18 protein-coding genes and 1 tRNA gene are annotated in these 19,273 nt (G+C 41.5%); 1 reads left to right on the top strand and 18 read right to left on the bottom strand.

Features of this window, described 5'->3' with window-relative positions:
* Positions 1-202, top strand: a 202-nt coding sequence (locus HMPREF2685_RS10740; RefSeq protein ID WP_222560460.1) for a hypothetical protein, incomplete at its 5' end; no start/stop codon positions are given.
* On the opposite strand, the gene purH is transcribed toward HMPREF2685_RS10740, so the two are convergent.
* From purH to HMPREF2685_RS00120, 18 genes are all read right to left on the bottom strand, one after another.
* On the bottom strand, positions 199-1,746 hold the full coding sequence (gene purH, locus HMPREF2685_RS00200; protein WP_031574110.1) for a bifunctional phosphoribosylaminoimidazolecarboxamide formyltransferase/IMP cyclohydrolase: 1,548 nt from the start codon (positions 1,744-1,746) through the stop codon (positions 199-201). The genes HMPREF2685_RS10740 and purH overlap by 4 nt on opposite strands.
* 76 nt (positions 1,747-1,822) lie before the next feature.
* Positions 1,823-2,377, bottom strand: coding sequence for a phosphoribosylglycinamide formyltransferase (gene purN / locus HMPREF2685_RS00195; protein WP_031574111.1), 555 nt, complete (start codon positions 2,375-2,377; stop codon positions 1,823-1,825).
* Positions 2,377-3,399, bottom strand: a complete 1,023-nt coding sequence (purM, locus tag HMPREF2685_RS00190; protein ID WP_031574112.1) for a phosphoribosylformylglycinamidine cyclo-ligase — start codon at positions 3,397-3,399, stop codon at positions 2,377-2,379. The genes purN and purM overlap by 1 nt, the downstream gene beginning before the upstream one ends.
* A 210-nt stretch (positions 3,400-3,609) precedes the next feature.
* Positions 3,610-5,049: an amidophosphoribosyltransferase gene (purF, locus tag HMPREF2685_RS00185; RefSeq protein WP_045760085.1), complete on the bottom strand. Its 1,440-nt coding sequence runs from the start codon at positions 5,047-5,049 to the stop codon at positions 3,610-3,612.
* A 12-nt stretch (positions 5,050-5,061) separates the two neighbouring features.
* A complete protein-coding gene (locus tag HMPREF2685_RS00180) occupies positions 5,062-8,787 on the bottom strand; it encodes a phosphoribosylformylglycinamidine synthase (protein WP_070464573.1) in 3,726 nt (1,241 codons plus the stop codon).
* A 211-nt stretch (positions 8,788-8,998) separates the two neighbouring features.
* Positions 8,999-9,706, bottom strand: a complete 708-nt coding sequence (gene purC / locus HMPREF2685_RS00175; RefSeq protein WP_045760083.1) for a phosphoribosylaminoimidazolesuccinocarboxamide synthase — start codon at positions 9,704-9,706, stop codon at positions 8,999-9,001.
* Positions 9,707-9,856: 150 nt separating this feature from the next.
* Positions 9,857-10,105, bottom strand: coding sequence for an acyl carrier protein (locus HMPREF2685_RS00170; protein ID WP_070464570.1), 249 nt, complete (start codon positions 10,103-10,105; stop codon positions 9,857-9,859).
* A gap of 3 nt (positions 10,106-10,108) precedes the next feature.
* Positions 10,109-11,104, bottom strand: a complete 996-nt coding sequence (plsX, locus tag HMPREF2685_RS00165) for a phosphate acyltransferase PlsX (RefSeq protein ID WP_070464568.1) — start codon at positions 11,102-11,104, stop codon at positions 10,109-10,111.
* Positions 11,101-11,880: a DNA repair protein RecO gene (recO, locus tag HMPREF2685_RS00160; RefSeq protein WP_045760082.1), complete on the bottom strand. Its 780-nt coding sequence runs from the start codon at positions 11,878-11,880 to the stop codon at positions 11,101-11,103. The genes plsX and recO overlap by 4 nt, the downstream gene beginning before the upstream one ends.
* Complete coding sequence (locus tag HMPREF2685_RS00155) at positions 11,864-13,045, bottom strand: pyridoxal phosphate-dependent aminotransferase (RefSeq protein ID WP_070464565.1); 1,182 nt, start codon at positions 13,043-13,045, stop codon at positions 11,864-11,866. The genes recO and HMPREF2685_RS00155 overlap by 17 nt, the downstream gene beginning before the upstream one ends.
* 154 nt (positions 13,046-13,199) lie before the next feature.
* Positions 13,200-14,048 carry a class B sortase, LPKTxAVK-specific gene (gene srtB / locus HMPREF2685_RS00150; RefSeq protein ID WP_070464563.1) on the bottom strand — a complete coding sequence of 283 codons (849 nt, stop codon included), beginning with the start codon at positions 14,046-14,048 and terminating at the stop codon, positions 13,200-13,202.
* An 88-nt stretch (positions 14,049-14,136) separates the two neighbouring features.
* Complete coding sequence (locus HMPREF2685_RS10765) at positions 14,137-14,823, bottom strand: LPKTxAVK-anchored surface protein (protein WP_070464560.1); 687 nt, start codon at positions 14,821-14,823, stop codon at positions 14,137-14,139.
* Positions 14,824-15,086: 263 nt separating this feature from the next.
* On the bottom strand, positions 15,087-15,227 hold the full coding sequence (locus HMPREF2685_RS10660; RefSeq protein ID WP_176744607.1) for a hypothetical protein: 141 nt from the start codon (positions 15,225-15,227) through the stop codon (positions 15,087-15,089).
* 49 nt (positions 15,228-15,276) lie between these two features.
* Positions 15,277-16,251, bottom strand: a complete 975-nt coding sequence (locus HMPREF2685_RS00140) for a ribose-phosphate diphosphokinase (RefSeq protein WP_021154183.1) — start codon at positions 16,249-16,251, stop codon at positions 15,277-15,279.
* A 184-nt stretch (positions 16,252-16,435) separates the two neighbouring features.
* Positions 16,436-17,677 (bottom strand): peptidoglycan hydrolase PcsB, encoded by a 1,242-nt coding sequence (pcsB, locus tag HMPREF2685_RS00135; RefSeq protein ID WP_070464558.1) that lies wholly within the window; start codon positions 17,675-17,677, stop codon positions 16,436-16,438.
* Between the two features lie 93 nt (positions 17,678-17,770).
* On the bottom strand, positions 17,771-18,271 hold the full coding sequence (gene mreD, locus HMPREF2685_RS00130; protein ID WP_049523114.1) for a rod shape-determining protein MreD: 501 nt from the start codon (positions 18,269-18,271) through the stop codon (positions 17,771-17,773).
* A 1-nt stretch (position 18,272) separates the two neighbouring features.
* Positions 18,273-19,091: a rod shape-determining protein MreC gene (gene mreC, locus HMPREF2685_RS00125; protein WP_070464555.1), complete on the bottom strand. Its 819-nt coding sequence runs from the start codon at positions 19,089-19,091 to the stop codon at positions 18,273-18,275.
* Between the two features lie 62 nt (positions 19,092-19,153).
* A tRNA-Ser gene (locus HMPREF2685_RS00120) sits at positions 19,154-19,241 on the bottom strand.
* Positions 19,242-19,273: the final 32 nt, after the last annotated feature.

The raw sequence follows: 19,273 nt of genomic DNA, 5'->3' as shown, positions 1-19,273 counted from the left end.
AAGGTTGTGGATAAAGGAAACTTTGTTTCCTTCATTAGGTTATCTTTGGAGCTTAAAAAGCGAAAAAAGATTTAGGAAACTTGCTTCGCAAGTCCTATCCGCCACCTCAAAGCAGTGCTTTGAGCAATCAACCACTGCGTCTTGCAGTTATTCCTATCAAACATCAAAGGCTGGACATTTTTTGCCCAGCCTTTTTGATTAATGTCTAAAATGTCTGACTCCTGTAAAGATCATGGTCAAGCCGTATTTATCAGCCGCTTCGATTGACTCTTGGTCACGAACTGATCCACCTGGCTGGATGATCGCTTTAATCCCTGCTTTAGCGATTTCTTCCACATTATCTGCAAATGGGAAGAAGGCATCTGAAGCAAGAACAGCACCATCAAGATGGTCTTTGGCTTGGTCAATAGCGATGCGGACTGAAGCCACACGGTTGGTTTGACCTGGGCCAACACCAAGTGTCATGTGGTCGTTGGTCACGATAATACCATTTGATTTCACATACTTGATAGCTTTCCAAGCAAACTCAAGAGCTGTCGCTTCTGTCTCAGTTGGTTGGCGTTTGGTAACCACTTGCCAGTCAGCTGGACTTTCTTTCACAACGTCTTGGTTTTGAACGAGGAGACCACCAACAACACCAGTGTATTCTGCTTCCACTTCACTAGCATCTTGAGCGTCAAATGGTAGCTCAAGAATCCGCAAGTTTTTCTTCTTGGTAGTCAAGATTTCAAGCGCTTCGTCTGTGTAGCTTGGTGCAATGATGATTTCAAGGAAAACACCATGCATCTTCTTAGCTGTCGCAGCATCTACCTCGCGGTTGAGAACGACGATACCACCGAAGATGGATACTGGGTCAGACTCATAAGCGTAGTCCCAAGCAGTTTCGATGTCGTCAGCTTGACCAATCCCACATGGGTTCATGTGTTTCAAGGCCACAACGGTTGGACGGTCTTTGAAATCACGGATGATCCGGATAGCGGCATCCGCATCACGGATATTGTTGAAGGACAATTCTTTCCCATTCAACTGTTTAGCGGAAGCAATAGAGTAATCCGTTGGCAAAGCTTTTTGATAGAAGTCTGCGTCTTGTTGAGGGTTTTCCCCATAACGCATTGGTTGCTTGAGATCATAAGTCAGAGTGAGTTTTTCAGGTTTTTCTTCACCCACTTGAGCAGTGAAGTATTCTGCGATCAAAGCATCATAGGCTGCTGTGTGGCGGAAGACTTTCGCTGCCAACCCTTGGCGAGTTTCGTAACTTGTTTCGCCCTTGGCTGCCAATTCGTCCAAAACCACGGCATAGTCAGCAGGATCTACCACAACTGTTACGCTAGCGTGGTTTTTAGCTGCTGAACGAAGCATAGATGGTCCACCAATATCGATGTTCTCCACCGCGTCAGCGTAAGTCACGTCCGGTTTGAGAATCGTTTCCTTGAATGGGTAAAGGTTGACCACAACAAGGTCGATCAACTCGATATTATTGTCCTTAGCAGCCTCTAGGTGACTATCGAGGTCACGACGAGCGAGCAGACCACCGTGGATATTTGGATGAAGAGTCTTCACACGACCGTCCATCATTTCTGGGAAACCAGTCACATCGTCGATGGCAATGGTATCTACCCCAGCATTGTCAAGGGCAACTTTAGTCCCACCTGTTGAGATGATGTCCCAACCGAGTTTTTTGAGTTCTTGGGCAAATTCAACAATACCCGCTTTGTCTGAAACACTAATTAGTGCGCGTTTAGTCATTTTTTCTTTCTTTTCCTTTTTTAAAAAGTTCTTTATCTGCTACAGTCGAAAATGTTCTTTCCAATCAATGGCTTCCTTATTTTCGTGCTACTCCCAAACGTTCCAAGACTTCTGGATAGAGCTTGTACTCTGTTTCGTGGATGCGAGTTTCGAAAGTATCAAGGGTATCACTTTCTAGACGTGGCACACGGACTTGTTTGATGACCTTACCAGTGTCCACACCAGAATCCACCCAGTGAATGGTCACACCGCTCTCAGCAACGCCTGCATTCCAAGCATCCTCAATACCATGAGCACCAGGGAATTCAGGGAGATAAGCCGGGTGAATATTGATAATACGGCCTTCATAAGCTGCTAGCAAGGTTGGGCCAACAATTTTCATATAACCCGCCAAGCAAACCAAGTCAATTTGGTGTTCATTCAAGAGGTGAACAATCGCTTCTTCATAAGCTGCTTTATTATCAAATTCCTTGAGTTCAAAGGCATGACTCACCACACCAAGGTTCTTGGCACGTTCTAAGACATAGGCATCCCGGTGATCTGAAAAGACAAACTCTACCGGAAATTGTTCTGCAATCACCTGAAAGTTTGACCCGTTGCCAGAGGCAAATACAGCAATCCTTTTAGCCATTATTTAATCACCACACTTGCGCCGTCTTTCTTCACAATACGACCGATTTCATAAACAGGTTCGTCAAGAAGTTCTTTGACACGTTCCACATTTTCTGGTTTCACTGCAAGCATGAGACCAATCCCCATGTTGAAAATTTCAAACATTTCTTCATGTTTGATTTGGCCATATTTTTCAAGAGCTTTGAAAATTGGAAGAACTGGGACTTTGCTTTCGTCAATTTCAGCAGCCAAGTCATCTGAGAACATCCGTGGTACATTTTCGATGAAACCACCACCTGTGATGTGGGCAATTCCGTTGACCAATTCTTCTTTGATGAGTGGTAATGCTGCTTTGACGTAGATACGAGTTGGCTCCAAAAGAACGTCTTTAAGTTTCTTCCCTTCCAATTCTGGGAGAACTTCTTCACCTGTGTAATCCGCAAAGACACGACGAACAAGTGAGTAACCATTTGAGTGGATACCGCTTGAAGCAAGGCCAAGAATCACATCGCCTTCAGCTACTTTTGAACCGTCAATGATTTGAGATTTTTCTGCAACACCGACAGCAAACCCAGCCAAATCATAGTCATCTTCACCATACATACCAGGCATTTCAGCCGTTTCTCCACCGATAAGGGCTGCACCAGCCTGCACACAACCTTCTGCAACACCAGCAACGACTTGCTCTAATTTAGCAGGTTCATTTTTACCAGTTGCGATATAGTCAAGGAAGTAAAGGGGCTCCGCACCTGCAGCGATGATATCGTTAACACACATGGCCACACAGTCTTGACCGATCGTATCGTGTTTGTCGTACTTGATGGCAAGCATGAGCTTGGTTCCAACACCATCTGTTCCTGAGATCAAAACAGGTTCTTTAACACCTGTTTTTGAAAGGTCAAACATGCCACCAAAACCACCAAGAGCTCCCATGACACCCGCACGTTCCGTACGAGCCACATGTTTTTTGATCCGTTCAACAACTTCATAACCCGCTTCAACGTCTACACCAGATTGAGCGTATGCATTCTTATTTGTCATTTTTTAATCCTTTTCTTTTTTTGAGAAAGAGTGCGACGTATTTTTAGATAAACAATTATTTTATCTAAAAATACTAGTCAGGTCTCTAGCTTTGGTCCAATAGGGCAAAGCGTCTACTGACAAATGCTTTAGCTTTTAGTCAGTAGTGAGACGTGGAGCATAAGCATTTTTATTTGTCATTTGTTTCATTCCTTTTCTTTTGCACTGCTCTTAATAGAAAGAAGTATGTTCTTTCAAACTTTCCACATAGCGTTCTTCGTAGTCATACAAAGGCGTTGGATATTTTCCATCAAAGTAAGCCACACAAAGACCGCCATTTGGGGCATCTGTATCGATTCCAATAGAATCAATCAAGCCATCGATTGACAAATACGTCAAGCTATCTGCACCAATGATATCGCGTGTTTCCTCTACTGTATGATTGGCAGCAATCAATTCCTTACGTGTTTGAATATCGATCCCGTAGAAACATGGATAAGCCAGAGCTGGGCTTGCGATTGCCACATGGACTTCTGTAGCCCCTGCTTCTTTCAATAACTTCACAATCCGACGTGATGTTGTCCCACGTACGATAGAATCATCAATCATGACAACCCGTTTGCCTTTCACGACACCGGATACGGCAGAGAGCTTCATCCGAACCCCTTGCTCCCGTAGTTCTTGTGTTGGTTGAATAAAGGTCCGTTGGGTATATTGGTTTTTAATCAAGCCCATTTCATTTGGTAGGCCAGATTCTTCCGCAAATCCCATGGCTGCGCTAAGTGATGAATTAGGTACACCGACCACAATATCTGCTTCATGTTTGAATTCACGTGCCAATTGAGCTCCCATACGTTTACGGGCTGTATGGACATTGACCCCTTGGATATTGGAGTCTGGGCGAGCAAAGTAGATATACTCCATCGAGCAAACAGCCAATTGGGTGTCCGTTGTATAGTTATCGTAAGTAATACCATTATCATCGATAATCACGACTTCACCTGGATTCACATCGCGGATCCACTCAGCACCAACCACTTCAAAGGCACAGGTTTCAGATGAAACCACGATAGCGCCATTGGCCATTTTCCCAATCGAAAGAGGACGGAAACCATTTGGATCCAAGGCCGCAATCAGCTTATCTTCCAGCATGAGAAGGTAAGCAAATCCACCTTTCACCGTATTCAAGGCTTCTTTCACCTTACCCATGAAGGATGGGTTGTGGCTCCGACGAATCAGGTGGGCCAAGATTTCTGAATCAGAAGTTGAGCTAAAGATCGCCCCGTTATTTTCCAACTCCCGTTTGAGGGACTTGGCATTGGTCAAATTCCCGTTGTGGGCAAGTCCAAACTGCGTATCATGAAAGCGAAAGAGGAAGGGCTGGATGTTATCCACCGAAGCTTCCCCAGCTGTCGCATAGCGAACATGGCCAATCGCTCCCGTTCCTGTCAACTTATCCAAGTTAGTAGGATTTCGAAATACTTCTGAGAGAAGACCCGTATCACGATACCGTTTTAATTGACCCGCATCATTCGAAAGGATCCCCGCCCCTTCTTGACCACGGTGTTGAAGACTGTGTAATCCGAAATAAGTCAGTTTTGCAGCATCTGGGTGTCCCCAGATCCCAAAAATACCACATTCTTCATTAAGAGATTTAACTTCGTATGTCATTTTGTATACCTTTTATTTTCCAGTAAAGTATTTAACCGCTGATGCAAAGAGATGTTGGTCTTTATTTCCTGGAATATTTTGGAAGAGACCGTCTTCGAAACGTTCTGAGTGACCCATCTTCCCAATAATTTGACCGTTCTTACTTGTGATACCTTCGATAGCATTCACAGATCCATTTGGATTGTATTTAGAATCCATGCTTGGTTTACCTTCGAAGTCAACATATTGGGTAAAGATTTGACCATTGTCGCGAAGCTCTGCAAACTCCTCAGCTGTCACGACAAATTTACCTTCACCATGTGATACTGGGATAGCATGAATGTCACCAACTTCTACTCCGGCAAGCCATGGTGAGTTGGTGTTGGCAATACGTGTTTCAACCATCTTAGCCATGTGTTGGTTGGCATCATTGTAGAAGAGGGTTGGACTGGTGCCACTTGCATCTTCAAAGTTACCATATGGAAGAAGACCTGATTTGACAAGGGCTTGGAATCCGTTACAGATACCAATAATCAAACCACCACGTTCGATGAAGCTATCAATGGCTACACGTACTTTTTCATTAAGCAAGATGTTAACGATAAATTTAGCTGATCCATCTGGTTCATCCGCTGCTGAGAAGCCACCTGCAAAGAAGATAATGTTAGCTTTTTCGATATTGTCAACCATAGTGTCAACAGACTTGACAATAGCTTCTTCATTCAGTGTGACAAATGGTACCAAGTTGACTTTTGCACCTTCTTTTTCAAAGGCCTTAGCTGAATCGTACTCAGAGTTAGTACCTGGGAATACTGGGATGTAAACCACTGGTGTATCAACTGTTTCTTTAGCTTTGATCACAGCATCTGATACCACAGCTGGTACTTCTTCCAACTCCGTTGCCTGTGCAAATTCCGTTGGGTAAACTTCTTCCAATTTACCTTGGAAAGCACTGTCAAGTTTGTGTCCATCAAGCGTTACACCATTGACAGTAAGTGTAAAGTCAGCTACTGTTTGTCCGATCTTAGCAACACCTGCAATTTCTTCAGGCGATGTGAAGACGAATCCACCCAATTGGGCTGTCAAGCTAGTGTCAAGGTCCGCTAATTCGACATTTGCTCCGATATGGTTACCAAATGTTGCAAGCGCAAGAGCTTCAACCACACCACCATATTTAACAGCTGATGCGGCTGTCACTTTGTGGTCAGCTTGGATGGCTTCAAATTGAGCAAAGTTAGATTTAATAAGATCGAAGTCAATTTCTTGTGCCAAAGCTTGACCAGGAATGTAGTAAATATTTTCACCAGCAGCTTTGAATTCTGGAGAAAGAACCTTACGGCTATCTGCAGTTGTTACCCCAAAAGCAACCAAGGTTGGTGGTACGGTTAATTCTTCAAAGGTACCAGACATCGAGTCTTTACCACCGATAGATGGTAAACCAAGTTGAATCTGAGCTTCGATGGATCCAAGAAGAGCAGCTACTGGTTGACCAAAACGCTCTGCTTGTTTATCCATACGCTCGAAGTATTCCTGATAAGAGAAACGAGCCTTAGACCAGTTGGCACCAGCAGCAACCAAACGAGCTGTTGCTTCGATGACTGCATAGGCAGCACCATGATATGGAGACCATTCTGCCACATGAGGGTTGAAGCCTTGCGCCATGACAGAGGCAGTTGTTGTCACGCCATGTTGAACTGGCAATTTCTGTACAGAAGCTTCCGTTGGTGTGATTTGGTAGCGACCACCAAGTGGGTGATTGACTGTAGAACGACCAACTGAGCTATCAAAGATCGTTTGTAACCCTTTTTGACTAGCATGGTTCAGATCAGCCAAGACTTCAAGCGTATCCGCTTCAAGGGTTTCGGCAGATGTTTGACGTTCTTCTGGAAGCTTGACATCCTTGTCAACCACCTTAGCATCTACAACCACACGTACACCATTTGTATCAAGGAAACGACGTTCCAAATCAACGATGGTTTCACCATTCCAGTGCATGACAAGATTTGGTTTCTCCGTTACTGTTGCAACAACCACAGCATCAATATTTTCTTTATTACATGCTGCAACGAAGGCGTCTACATCTTCTGGACGAACTACAACGGCCATCCGTTCTTGAGATTCAGAGATGGCAATTTCTGTACCGTTCAAACCTTGGTATTTCAATGGCACTTTATCCAGATCAATTTCAAGTCCATCAGCCAATTCACCGATGGCCACACAGACACCACCAGCACCAAAGTCATTTGATTTCTTGATCAGACGTGTTACTTCACCATTACGGAAAAGACGTTGAATCTTACGTTCTTCGATGGCATTCCCTTTTTGAACTTCAGCACCAGCTGTTTCAACAGATTCAACCGTTTGAACTTTAGAAGAACCTGTCGCACCACCGACACCGTCACGTCCAGTCTTACCACCGAGCAAGATAATCACATCACCAGCTTCAGGTTTTTCACGGACCACATTTTCCTTAGGAGCCGCACCGACAACAGCACCTAGCTCCATACGCTTAGCAACGAAACCTGGGTGGAAGTATTCACGGACATAAGTTGTCGCAAGACCAATTTGGTTACCATATGAAGAATAACCATGAGCCGCTGTTTTGGAGATCACTTGTTGTGGCAATTTACCAGCGCGAGTCGCTGAAATCGGAGCTGTGATATCACCAGCACCTGAGATACGCATGGCTTGATAAACGTAGGAACGACCTGACAATGGGTCACGAATGGCACCACCGATACAAGTAGCCGCTCCACCAAATGGTTCAATTTCCGTTGGGTGGTTGTGAGTTTCGTTTTTGAACATGAGAAGCCATGGTTCTTTCACACCATTGACATCCACTTCAATTTCAACAGAGCAGGCATTGATTTCATCAGACACTTCCATGTCATCCAAACGACCATTGGCACGCTCATAACGACCAAAAATAGTCGCCATATCCATCAAGGTTTGAGGTTTTTCGGTACGTCCCAACTCATCACGCATGGCAATATACTTGTCATAAGTCGCTTGCAATTGTTTTTGGAATTTAGAAGCTGAGAAGTCGATGTTTTTCAACTCAGTCTCGAAAGTCGTGTGACGGCAGTGGTCAGACCAGTAAGTATCCAACACCTTCAACTCAGTCTCAGTTGGCACACGTCCAATAGACTTGAAGTAATCTTGAATGAAAAGAAGGTCATCCACTTCCATGGCCAATCCTTGCTCAGCCTTATACTGTGCAAAATCTTCTGCCGTATAAGTTTCAAAGAAATTCAAACTTGGAATGGTCTTGTCAGACTCAGAGAAATCCTGTTTCGCAATGCCAACAGTGATGTCTTTGAAACGAGAATCCACTGGGTTCAAGAGGTAGTTTTTGACAGCTTCCAACTCATTCGCATCAATATCCTTGTTAACTAAGTACAGTTGCGCTGTGTTCACCGTTACATCATTTGAACTACCAAGCAAAAGCAAAGCTTCTTGTGAAGATGCCGCACGTTGGTCAAATTGACCAGGCAAACTTTCGATCGCAAAGAAAGCATGCTTCTCAAGATCAGCCTTAACCGCAGCTTCATCCAAAACAGTATCGGTCACTTGCTCAGAGAAGATGTGTTTTTCCGCACGCGCAAACAAGTCCTCTGCCAAACCAAAAACATCGTAAACCTGAACAATCCGAAGATCCTTCAAGGTTTTCAACTGAAGATTATGCTGTAATTCTTTTACTAAAGAGTCCGATTTCACACGAAAATCAGCTTTTTTCTCAACGAAAATACGTTTATCCATTTTATTTCCTTTATCTATTTCTACTTAAAGATTGTAGTGAAGACCAAGTATTCTATTTGTAAAAGGCTACTTCAATCCTTGCAATTTTTCTAATACAACTTCATAAACATCTGTCAAGCTACCAAGGTCACGACGGAGTGAAAAGGTCTAGTAGACCTTTTCAGCCTGAGTCCTTTTACTTGAAAGACGAAGGTTTTCCGTTTCAAAAAGATTACTTCAAGCCCTGTAATTTCTCCAATACAACCTGATATACATCCGTTAAACTGCCCAAGTCCCTACGGAAAACATCCTTGTCCATATGGTGCCCTTCCGCATCCCAAAGGCGGCAGTTATCTGGTGAAAATTCATCTGCCAAGATTATTTTGCCATCCTTATCAAAACCGAATTCCAATTTGAAGTCAATCAAACGAAGACCAATTTGTGCAAACCAATCTTTCAGCAATTCATTGATACGACGCGTTTCTTCCTTGATATAGGTAATTTGTTCGTCGTTAGCAATATCCAAAAACTTCACATGTTCATCATTGATGAATGGGTCATCCAACTCATCGTTTTTATAGTAAAATTCAACGATTGGAGTTTTTAAGTCCAAACCTTCTTCAACTCCAAACCGTTTTGAGAAAGAACCCGCCGTCACGTTACGAAGAACAACCTCCAAAGGAATAATTTTCACTTTCTTGTTGAGTTGTTCAGTATCAGAAATACGTTCGATAAAGTGAGTAGCTACTCCCGCAGCATTCAATTTTTCAAAAATAAGAGACGAAATCTGATTATTTAGCACACCTTTTCCCTTAATCGTCTCCTTACGAGCCCCATTCAGCATAGTGGCTTGGTCCTTATAGACCGACTTAATCACATGTTCGTCCTCAGTAGTATAGATATCCTTAGCTTTTCCAGTATAAATCAGTTGATTGGTCATGACTTTGTTCGCCTTTCGTATTTTATCACCTTCATTCTATCACATACAAAGTGTATTTTCAATAAAATTCCGTACAATATAAGCAGAATCCGAATAAAAAGAACAGAAAAAAAGATCATTCAGAATAATCTCTGAACGATCCCTTTTTCATTAGTGACCAGCAGTTCGTTTTTCGATATAGTCGACAACATCCCCTACTGTGTTAAATTCATCAATAGCCTTGTCCGGAATCTCAATTTGGTACTCATCCTCAAGATTGATAATAAATTCCATCAATTCAACAGAATCCGCCTGTAAATCCTTACGTAAGTCAGATTCCAAAGATACTTGAAAGTCTGGCCCCTTGCGGTCTTTGAGAAATTCCTCAATAGTAGCTAAAATTTTGTTTTGTTTACTCATACATTACCCTTCCTTCGATAATTCCTTCACTGATTTTCCAACAACATCTGTCTCTAACATAGTCCGAATCTGACGAATCGTGCTATAGACAGCTTTGGCATCACTCGAACCATGCGTTTTAACAACAGGTGCTTGAAGGCCAAACAAGACCGCTCCTCCAACATCTGAGAAATCCAAGGTTTGCTTCAATGATTTCAAACGGTCCTTGAGCAGAAAAGCTCCCAATTTCGCCTTCCAGTTTCCTGTGGCAATTGCTTGTTTCAATTGCTTCAAGATCCCAAAAGCCGTTCCTTCCATCGTTTTCAAGACAGCGTTTCCCGTGAAACCATCCGCCACAACGACATCAGCAACGCCATCCATCAAGTCACGCGCTTCCACGTTTCCAACAAAATGAATCGACTCATCTTCAGATAACAATTGGTAGGTTTCCTTGCGCAAAGGATCTCCCTTACTAGCTTCTGTCCCATTGTTCAATAGACCCACGCGTGGTTTTTGAATCCCACGAACATTTTCAGCATAATAAGACCCCATCACAGCATACTGATGCAAGTGCTCTGGTGTATTTTCCGCATTGGCCCCTAAGTCTAGCATATCATAGCCACGACCATCAACCGTCGGAAGTGTCGACATCAAGCCAGGGCGTTCCACGCCCTTGATGCGGCCAACGATAAAGAAACCAGCCGCCAATAGCGCACCTGTATTTCCCGCAGATAGCATGGCATCGACCTCACCATTCTTCACATCCTTGGCAGCTAAGACCATCGAAGCCTGTTTTTTCCGACGAATGGCCCGCGTTGGCTCATCATCTGAATCGATTTTTTCTTCCGTATGCACAATCGATACACGTTCTGTTGCGGTTAAATAGTCTTTGATTTTTGCCTCATCGCCATACAAGACAATCTCAATATCATCAAAATCACGAATGGCTTGATTCACGCCTTCAACCAAGGCTTGAGGTGCATTATCGCCCCCCATTGCATCTACTGCAATTTTTTTCATGTTTCACCTCCAGATGAATCTTTCATAATCGCTCCCCAATCACTCAAGGAATCGATAAACTTTTTAGCTTTTAAATGGATCCCTACATACTCCTCATACAACTGATCAATTGCCTGACGCAGAGCTGCTTTCATCTCTGCTTGTAGGGAGATCGTCTCTAACTCACTGAATCGTACTGCTTGAAACTGATCCAATAAATAGAGAACATTCGGATGCCAGTGGGCTCGTCTCTCATCCTGATCATAGTGATCCGGACAAAGGACCCCACTATACCGAAAAGAGTAATCAAAAGGAAGTCCAACCCGATGACAGAAACAACATTCATGCAGATTCAAGATAACTCCAAATCGTGATAGAATCTGAATCTCAAAAATATTGGTCAAAACCTCATAATCCAGTCCCTCTTCCATCAAAGACAAGGTCTTTTCCAAAAAAGCAAACAGGGCTGGATCCACCTGATTATCCTGAATACTTGCATCCGCAAGCGCCAGAACATAGGTCGCATAAGAAAGGGCAAAAAGATCTGCATTGATTTTCTTATAAACCTGCACATCTTGAAAATCATCAATATAACTCAACCCATCATCATTGATTTTCAATAACATATCTGCCGTTACCAATGGTTGCAACATGGGATTCAACCGTGATTTTCCCGCATGTTTCACAAAAAACATCCGCTTCCCTGACTTCTCTGTGAAGATTTTGACCAGCTTGTCATCCTCACGAAACTCCCGATTATACAGGACAATTCCCCGGGTCTCAATTGACTCCAGCATGTTCTTCCATATACTCCTTCAAGCGTTTCATAGCTTCCTTGATAACCTCCATGCTGGCTGCATACGACAAACGCACATAGCCTTCACCATATTGGCCAAAAGCAGCACCTGGAATGAAAGCAACTGCTTTTTCACGCGCAAAATTCTGCAAGAAAGCAAAGGAATCTTGATTATAACCAGCTGGGATTTTAGCAAAAATATAAAAGGCTCCATCTGGCTTAATAATCTCAAACCCAAGCGCGGACATCTGTTCGATAATATAATCCCGACGCTTCACATATTCCTTCTTCATTGGTTCCGCATCATCCCGACCTTCCGTCAAAGCTTCGATCGCAGCATACTGGTTCATGGTTCCAGCAGCCGTTACCAAATACTGATGGCTCTTGATGAGTTGGGCCGTCAATGCAGCAGGCGCAAAGATAAAGCCAAGCCGCCAGCCTGTCATGGCATGAGATTTGGACAAGCCATTAATAACAATGGTCTGCTCAGGAATAAAGGAGGCCATAGAGACATGCGCTTCTCCAGTATAAGTCAGCTCTGAATAGACTTCATCACAAATCACAAAGACTTCATATTTTTTTAAGACAGCAGCTAATTCTGCCATCTGTTCGCGCGAATAAGTGACACCCGTTGGATTAGCTGGATAATTGAGAATAACAGCCTTCAATTTTTCACCCTGCTCTAGAATCGCCTTTTCCAACTTTTCAGGAGTCAAGACAAAACGATCTGCTGTCGTATCAATTTCAATAATCTCCGCCCCAACCAAATTCACAATCGGTTCATAACCAGGGTAGGCCGGTGCTGGGAGAAGGACTACATCTCCAGGTTCCAAGATTGCTGTCAAGGTTGCAGACAGGGCTTCTGTTGCACCAATCGTCACCAATATCTCATCTTCAGGACGATAGTGAATACCATACTTATCCGCCACAAATTGACTCGCAGCCTCTCGCAAGGCCAATAAACCACTCATCCCAGTGTAATGGCTAAAATTCGCATCAATGGCAGCCTTTCCTGCTTCTTTTACATGTTCAGGAGTTGTAAAATCCGGTTCCCCTAAAGTTAAACGCAAGACACCAGGAATGGAAGAAATTGATTGATCAAACTGACGAATCAAAGAAACTTCAATCCGATTCAGATTTTTATTAAAACGTTTCGTTAAATCCATAGAACACCTCCAAAACACTTATATTCATTATACTATAAATAGGACCCCATCGCAAAAGAACAAGCCAGATCCCCACCTTTTGCTTACCACCAAAGGACATTTCAAAAATCCTTCCATGAAAAAAAGACTTAGCATTGCTAAGTCTTTCAAGACATTATTGTTGACCACGTGTTGCCACGTATTTCAATTGATCTGCATGTTTTGCCACAAAATCCTTCATTTCTGAATCAGGAATTCGACGAAGGTAGAGGTTAGAACGAATCGTTTCATCCTCTTCACGACAAGTTGACAATACTAAATACTTATCAGATGCTTTGATCTTGATATTAGGATTCTTCGTACGAGCTGACTCATAGATATTCTTCAACTGAGTGGTGAAATCTTTATCATCTTTAAAGCTTGTACGGTAGAAAGCAGTATCCTCAGGGACAATAACCAAGCCCATTACTTCATAGTAGTATTTCCGCTCTGGTGTCTCAATCACAACATACGGATGTTGGTCCAAATACTCTTGTTTGTCATAGTAGTTGACATCATTAAACATGCGATGATCGCCGACCTTACTACCACGAGCATGACCAAACAGCCAAGTCAAACGATCACTGAAGTCCTTCTTATTATCCATATCCATGAAGACTGTCCCCATGTATGGCTCATTTCCACCGTCAAACGTCTTATTCAAATAAGTTTCATTATCAGTGGTTTGTACAACAGGTTCATCCAACTCAGTACCCGGTGCATAGACATAAGCAATTGCCTCAGGGTTAACAGCTGTTAACTGAGCAAAACGATTTTTCAAGTAATCTTTTTCTTCTTGGCTTGGTTCATATTTAGTTTCTTGCTTGGTTGAGCTTGTTCCAGTTGTTTTTTTAGCCGTGCTAGATGACTTAGTTCCTCCAAATGGATTAAAGAAAATAAATCCAGCAACAAGAACAACAACTGCAACAAGAGCAGCAATCACAAGGCCCAATTTAGTTGAACTTTTTTCCCCAGCTCTTTTCATTGATCGATCTCCTCTTGATGATTTTTTCTAAAAAATAACACTGAACCCGAGGGTCCAGTGATATTTTACGAGCTAATTAATAATCAAATTATTTAACTGCGCTTGTTTTTGGAAGAGCTTTACCAGCTTGAGCTGAAGCTGCTTTACCATTTTTAGAAGCTTTAGCTGCATCTTCTGATTTTTGAGCTTCTGCTTTAGCTTCTGTTTTAGATTGGTTGTTGTCAGAAGCTTTTACTTCTTTAGAGTTTGTGTTGATTGTTGCAGCACGGTCATCCAATTTGTATGGAAGTGTTACTGAACCGTTAGTGTACATATCAGCAGTAACTGTTACTGAACCAGTAGCTGTTACAAGTTCTTTAAAGTCGTTAGCAGTAGTACCTACACGGTATTCTACAACATCACCTTGGTTGAACAAACGTGGAGCTTCAGCATCACCACTTTGGTCAGTTACAGCAGAACCGATTGCAAAACCATTCAACATGAAGTCGATAGTTGCACCTGGAACTGGGCGTCCACCACCATCAAGAACAGTTACACGAACGTGTTTGTTTGTATCAGCTGTTTTAATTGTGATTGGTGCTTCAGTTTTACCAGCGATAACAGCATCAGGAGTGTTACCAAAACGGTTGTTGTCGCCTTTATCTGTTTCTGCTGCAGGTTTAACTGTATTATCAGTTGGGTAACCTGTCCAAGTACGTGGATCTGATGCAAAAGCTGGTGCTGCTGTTGCAAATACTGCAAGAGCTGCTACTGATGATAATAAAACTTTTTTCATTGTTTTATCTCCTTTTTTCTTTTCAAAAATTATTCGTTACTTCGTAACTATGACTAGTATACTAGGATATTCTTCCCATGTCAAGACTTTTTCTTTAATTTTTTTAAAAAAGTTTAAGGTTTTGACCTATTTGAAAGATAAAATTACGAAATTGATACACAAAAAATTAATGGTATATCTTCTCCATTATCTTCCTGTTATGCACTACTGACTCAATCTATGCCGAAAAATTCTCTATAGATTATGTTTTTGCTTAATTACTATTATTTCACCACCCCATTTTTTGGCAATCGTTTCTTGGGCAAACTAGGATCAGCCTTTGCTTCTAGTTCTTTAGCTGCTCGAACCAGTTTTTTCCGTTTCTTTTCTTTTTTTAGATTTTCCAACCATTTTCTGATTTCCATTTGTATATCCTCCTAAATAAAAGAGACCAGTTACCCAGCCTCCTTATTGTTAACATTTTTTGGCATTTCCGATTTCAAATAGAGGGGAAAGAGGACGATTTTCGTGAATGCGAACAATAGCCTCTGCAAGAAGTTTCGCAATCGAAATTTGCTCAATCTTATCAATCAATCGATCTTCCGGTAGATAAATCGTATCCAACACCACCAACTTCTTAATGGCTGATTTTTGGATGTTGTCCATCGCTGGTCCTGATAAAACAGGGTGAGTACAGCTCGCATAAACTTCAACAGCACCTGCTTCTGCAAGGGCATCCGCCGCATGACAGATTGTACCAGCTGTATCAATCATATCATCAATCAAAATACAAGTCTTACCTTCAACACTCCCAATGATATTCATCACTTCACTCGTATTCATCTTATCGACACTCCGGCGTTTATCAATAATCGCAATCGGTGTCTTCAAAAATTCAGCCAATTTCCGAGCACGAGTCACACCACCATGGTCTGGACTGACAACAACATAGTCTTTTCCAATCATCCCGCGACGTTCGAAATAGTCTGCGATCAAAGGCGCCCCCATCAAGTGGTCAACAGGAATGTCAAAGAAGCCTTGAATTTGAGCAGCGTGCAAATCAATTGTCAACAGACGATCAACTCCAGCAACCTCAAGCATATTGGCTACCAACTTAGAAGTGATTGGTTCCCGAGCTCGAGCTTTCCGGTCTTGACGAGCATAGCCGTAATACGGCATCACCACATTAATAGATTGCGCACTAGCCCGTTTCAAGGCATCTACCATAATCAAAATTTCCATAAGATTATCATTAACCGGTGAGCTAGTGGATTGCAAAATATAAACATCTTTCCCACGGATTGATTCTTCAATATTAACCTGAATTTCTCCATCAGAAAATTGACGAACCGTTGACTTTCCAAGCGGTAGTCCCATTTCGCGAGACACACGTTGAGCCAATTCTTGATTTGACGACAAAGCAAAGAGCATTAAATCAGAAAATGACATGATTTCCTCCAGTAAAATCTAAAACCATATTGTACTTGTACAGTCAGCACAAATTTCTCCTGCAATCATTTTATCGCTTTTTAAGCAAATATTCAAATATTAATTTATGGAAATGACAAAATCTATCCCTACCTAAATTCTATCAAAAAAGAAGCAGAACAAATGTTCTGCTTCAGTGTAATTCTTAGTTTGGATAGATATAAGTAACAGTACCTTGTGCTGTTGTTGGGTTAAACCAACCACGGTAGTTACCAATACTACGGATACCATTATAGTTAGACTCAGAAACTTGGATGCTTGTTGTAGATTGAACGGCTGTAACAACTGCTACGTGTCCATATCCACCATCATTCCAACATGCAATGGCACCAACTTGTGGTTGAGATCCTGTACGGAATCCTGCTGCTGCTGCACTTGCTGCCCATTGTCCACCATTACCCCAGTAATCACCAGCCCATGGAGCCAATGTCTTCGCACCCCATGTACATTCACCAACTGGATAAGATGATGCAGATGTACTATAAGTTGGACGAGAAGTAGTTGCTACTGGTGCAGCCGCTGCTTGAGTTTGAACAGCAGGTTGAGGTGCTGCTTGAGTTTGTGCTGCCGCTGGTGTTGCAGCAGGTGTTTGTGCTGCTGCCTGAACTTGTGCTTGAAGGGTAGTATTTGCAGAAGCTTTCACAGCTGCTTGTTGTTCCTTTTGTTTTGCACGGTAAGCTGCTTCAGCTGCTGCCGCTGCTGCTGCTGCTTTTTCAGCTTCCGCTTTTTGTTGCAACAAAGCATTCTTTTCGTTTTCAGCAGTTGATTTTTCAGCAGCCAAGTTCAATTGTGCTACTTTCAACTCAGCTTCTTTTGTTGACAAAGCTTGCGCATCATCTTCTAATTGCTGTTTGTTTGCAATAACAGTATTGATAGCGTCGTTGTTTTCTTTTTGTTTTTGTGCAATGTCTTCTTTATCACGTTTTTGCTCTTGCAACATTTTGTTGTTAGCATCTGCAATTTCATTCATAGCAGAAATACGTGAGATAGCTTCTGTCAAAGATCCAGAGCTAACAATCGCATTAATATAGCTTGTTGCAGTCCCAGTTGTTTGAGCACTACGTGCTTGATTTGCAAGTGATTCTTGACGAGCAACAATATTTTTTGACAACTCATCGATCTCAGCTGACAATCGTTCAGATTCTTCATTCAAACGGTCATTTTCAGCTTGAAGATTTTCTTGTTGTTGTTTAATTTCAGATACTTGACCTTGGATTTGATCTACCTGAGCTTGTGCACTTTGTTGTTGTTGATTAATACTATTGATTTTGTTATCTTGAGCAGCAATCTTATCATCTGTGGAGTCAGCTGATACACCTGCTACAACAGCACCTTGTGATAAAGCAACTGTACTCAATAAGATTGTGGCAAATAATTTTTTCTTCATTAGATAAATTTTCCCTTTCTAATAAGACACTAACTAGTATAACAAATTTTTTAAAAATTTATATTACGCTATTGTTACATTTTTATTTCGAGTTTATAAATAAATCTTTTCAAGTAAAGGCTGTAATACTATTAATAGAAGCACATTCAAAATTAAACTTGGAAAAATTTGGTAAATAATTAGTGTAATCCAGTTAAATTTTATGCCGATAAAAAGAATCAAAAGAAGATTTGTTAAAATCTGAAATAATAGAATCGTTAATAAAAATGTAAAAAAACGAGTCAATCGATTGACCAAAATAATCTGATTACACCGATAAAAAATCACCTGTAGTATAGGAAATACTATGAATGCAATTCCTAGAGTGTGTAAAAAATACACATCAAAACAAAAACCAAAGAAGACTCCCCACCAAATACTAGCTATCTCAGAGAAATAGAGACTCAATAACATAAAACCATATAGAAATAAAAATGAAGTAGGTTCAAAGGAGTTTGGACAAAAACGAGAAATAAGAAAAGAGATCTGTCCGTCAACAAATAAAGATAAGAATAAGATTAAAGGGAAAAAATGGTACTTACGTATGACTTTCACACTACTCTCCAATCAATAGTACATAACGATTGACATCTAAATTAGCCTTTGGTTTCACACGAATTTCTTGCCCTAACTGATCAGATGCCTTTTGAGTAGAAGTCACTGTACCAAGAGGTAAGTCACTACTCTTATATTTTCCTAAACCACTTGTTGAAACCAGAGATCCTTTTTTAATTTCAACTGGATCACCAATTTGCAACAACCGAAACTCACCTGTCTTCTCGTCATAACCATTTAATAAAGCAAAAATAGATTGACCTTGACTCTCAATTTTAAACGTCAGGTGTTGTGAAGAAATAGTATCTTCGACTAATAATTTCACTTTGCTAGAATTTTTCTCTATACTTTCTACCACACCAATGACGCCACCAGACGAAAGAACAAACATAGAATCAGAAATCCCATCTGAACTACCTTTATCAATAACAAATTCCTGATCCCAAGAACTATAATTACGGCCAATAATCTCACTAACAACTTGTTTAGAACCCGATACAGAATTCTTGATTGACATCAAATCCTTTAACTCTCTATTTTCTGATTCCAAACGGTTAAGTTTTGACTGATCAATATCCTTTTCATAAAGACGTGACTTTAACGAACGGTTTTCATCATTTAATTCAGACAAATTCTTTAAATCTTTCGCCTTAGATTCCACAACAACAAATGGTACCGATACAGCCTTGTCAACAATAGCTAATAGATCAGAAGAAGTTGAAACAATCGCATTTCTAACAGATGGGAATAGAAATAAAATTCCTGAAACAGTCAAAACAAACACCAAACTAAAAACTTTTAAGAAACGATTCAAGAACATAGAAAAAACCTTCAAAAATATAAAAAATAGTTTGAGACATCATCTCAAACTTCAAAATTATACGGAGAATGGGGGATTCGAACCCCCGCGCCAGTTACCCGACCTAACGATTTAGCAAACCGTCCTCTTCAGCCTCTTGAGTAATTCTCCAAAATGGGCACGAGTGGACTCGAACCACCGAC

It is taken from the genome of Streptococcus sp. HMSC074F05, assembly GCF_001808725.1.
GTDB classification, from domain to species: domain Bacteria; phylum Bacillota; class Bacilli; order Lactobacillales; family Streptococcaceae; genus Streptococcus; species Streptococcus parasanguinis_I.
Note: the sequence above shows the minus strand (reverse complement) of the source record. Positions and strands in the feature narration are given on the sequence as shown.